The organism is Sinomonas sp. (assembly GCF_036848755.1).
Lineage (GTDB): Bacteria > Actinomycetota > Actinomycetes > Actinomycetales > Micrococcaceae > Sinomonas.
On record NZ_DAIUJO010000077.1, the window covers coordinates 14894 to 17781 of the forward strand.

A 2888-nucleotide genomic window follows, 5' to 3' on the forward strand; every position below is an offset into this window, starting at 1 on the left:
GTGAACTCGGCCTAACCCTCCAGATCGACCGTCTGCCGAGGGTTGAGTCCATCGGGCAGCGCGTGCGCGATGAGGAGGACAAGGCGACTCCTGGCCCATTCGGCGAGCTCCCCGACGAGGGCCGCAACCCCGTGGTCGTCCATGCCGTTGAAGGGTTCGTCGAGGATGGCAACTGGCGTGGGCAGCGCCGTGCAGGCGAGGAGCCAGAGCTTGCGCTGGTTACCCGTCGATAGCTCCGCCGCCGGCGCCTCGAGCCAATCACCGAGACGGTAGCGTTCGGCTCGCTCGAGGAGGGGGCTCAGCCCGGTGCGACGGCATCGAGCCGCGAACGCCAGATGATCCCTCGCGGTCATCGAGGGGTACAGCGCTGGGGCGGTCCGGCAGACGCTGCGGAGGAACCGGGCTTGGGGCGAGTGGGCTATCGTTCCCGAGATCCGCACTTCGCCCTCAAAAGGGGCGAGGAACCCGGAGACGAGCTCGAGCAGCGTCGACTTCCCGCTCCCATTCGGGCCGGCGATCCGCACAAGACCCGGGGCCCGCAGAGCGAAGCTCAGCTCGCTGAAGACGGGCTGCCCGCGATCGTAGCCTGCGAGGACCGACGCGAATTCGAGGTGAGGCGGCTCAGACGATAGCGAAGGCAAACGAAGGCTCCCAAAGTCAGGACGAGGGCGTACAGGGCGATGAGGACGGCTGCAAGAACCGGATCGACGAGGATGACTACGAAGCACGGCGTCATGAACGCGTAGGCTGCGACGGTGCTGGCCAGCTCGAACGGCCTGCTGCCGTCGGTGCTGGGAAGCGGAGCGACGAGCGATTCCCCCGCGACCTCGGCCGCAGCCACGACGACGGCCGCGGCCAGGGGCGAAAGATGGAGGTCGCCTGAAACGAGCCATGCCGCGACGGCGACAAAGAGGCCGAGGGGCAGGGTCATTCCGATGTACAGCCCGAGGAGCGAGGCCGCAACACGGCGGCCCGAGAGCCCATTCTCTATGACGAAACGTGCGTGGTAGATCTTCGCGGTGGGGCCGATGCGTTCGAACGCGATCGCGAGAACGCACGAGGCGAGCAGGACGGTGGTGCCGACGACGGCGCGGCTCAGACCCGTCGTCGGCAGCGCTGCGAGTGCGGGCAGCGGCAGCAGGGGAGAGACGCCGACGAGGATCGCGCACACCGTGATCGTCGCCAAGTAGTAGACGGAGGCGAGCGTGCCGTGCGGTGACGCGGCGAGATCGGCGAGGAGCGCGGTCCAGAGATCCTTCGTCTCGTGCCGGTGCGAGCCATACTGACGCCGGGGGAGAAGGAGCGCAGAGTAGCGGGCCCGCCGCACGCAGCCAGCGGTGCCGGCAATGAGCCCGACAGTGGCAAGGATCGCTGTCGCCGTGATGGCAGGGACGGCAAGTGGCGGCACACCCGTCCACAGGATGCCCGCTCGGAGAGTCGCCGTCGTCATGATGCCGAGCGCGAGGCCGACGACGGCGCAGGCCACCGCCCGGAGCCACCTCACGGAGGCAGGGCGCGGGAGTCGAGCGGCGCACCAGGCTGCGGTGAAGCAGGCTGCGGCCACGGCGGAGAACGCTAGGGGCAGCAGCCACGCGTAGCCGCTGAGTCTGGCCGGGTCGTCCGCGCCGAAGACCACGAGGAACACGATTGTCGCGGAGGGTATCGGAGCTGCCGACATGGCCGCGGGCAAGACCCCGTACCGCAGCGCAACATGGGGGAGGGGAAGCTCGAGGTCGCGGAAGAGTCTGAGGTGAGGATTCGCCGCCACGGCGAGCCGCCGACTGGTCAGCAGTCCCGAACCGATGAGCGTGGCTGACGAATACAGGACTGCGAGCGAGCACAGCTGCCACGCGAGCTCGCGGTCCTGGGCGAACACGGTGTCGCGGAGTATCTGGAGGAACAGGAACCACAACCCGACGCCAATGAGGCCGCCGACGAGTATTGCCGCGCTCACGAGGAGCTTGAAGGCACCGAGGCTCAGCGGGAGCCGAAAGGCGTTGATGATTTCGAAGGCACGAAAATCTCGAACGAGACGGAAATCGGTGACCCAGATCGAACGAGGCATGGTCAGAATTTGCTGTGGGGCGGCTTGGCCTCGGTCGAGGCCCAGATCAGGGCGATCTGCCCGATGACCATGACAAAAGCCACGACCATGGCCAGAGTGCACAGGGCGCCTTTGAAGGGAGCAGTGAGCGCGGGGCTCAATGCAAAGGAGTTGGCGAGGCCTGCGGCGGTGAACACGGCAGCCTTGGTGCGGCGGAAGGAAGTGGCCCTTGAAGCGACCGTCACGAGGGGCAGAAGGGCCCCTAGAACTCCGACGACTGCGGCCGCGCCCACCCTCATCGCTTCCGCCTTCGACGCGTTGAAGCCGACGGGGTCTGGTCCATTCCATAAGATCAGGGATGCCGTGCCCGAGAGGAGCACGACGGCAAGGGTGAGGCTCCTTGCGAGCTTGAGATAAAGGCTCTCGAGCATTCGCGCCGCCTCCTAACCGAAGCTGATGAGAGATGGGAGGGCCACCGCGGTCACCGCGACGAGAACCTTCTTTCCCAGGGGGAATTCCGACCAATGGCGGCGGTATGAAACCAGGGCCACCGTTGCGATCAGGGGGAAGTAGGCGTAGTAGCCCGGCATGCTGTGGAGATCCGGGACTTGGAGTGCGACGCTCGTCAGGTGCACAGGGACGGTGCTCAGGACGGCGATCACGAAATACATGCCGACCCTCCACTTCCCGCGGAGCAGCGGCTTCGTCGGAATGATCCGGCGATCGAGGAACGCGGCGAGCAGCAGATACAGCGCCATGACGACCGCGTACACGAGCACGAACATGACGCCGCCCACCGTGGTGGAAAAGGTTACGAGCCGTTCATCGCCGAGTTCGGCTTTGG

4 protein-coding genes are annotated in these 2888 nt (G+C 66.5%); all 4 read right to left on the reverse strand.

Annotated features, from left to right (window positions below):
* Positions 1–11: 11 nt before the first annotated feature.
* Positions 12–641, reverse strand: a complete 630-nt coding sequence (locus tag V7053_RS12915; protein ID WP_334172678.1) for an ABC transporter ATP-binding protein — start codon at positions 639–641, stop codon at positions 12–14.
* Positions 551–2065, reverse strand: coding sequence for a hypothetical protein (locus tag V7053_RS12920; protein ID WP_334172679.1), 1515 nt, complete (start codon positions 2063–2065; stop codon positions 551–553). Before V7053_RS12920 ends, V7053_RS12915 begins: the two co-directional genes overlap by 91 nt.
* Before the next feature lie 2 nt (positions 2066–2067).
* Positions 2068–2475, reverse strand: a complete 408-nt coding sequence (locus tag V7053_RS12925; RefSeq protein WP_334172680.1) for a hypothetical protein — start codon at positions 2473–2475, stop codon at positions 2068–2070.
* A 12-nt stretch (positions 2476–2487) separates the two neighbouring features.
* On the reverse strand, positions 2488–2888 hold a 401-nt coding region (locus V7053_RS12930), incomplete at its 5' end, for a hypothetical protein (protein WP_334172681.1).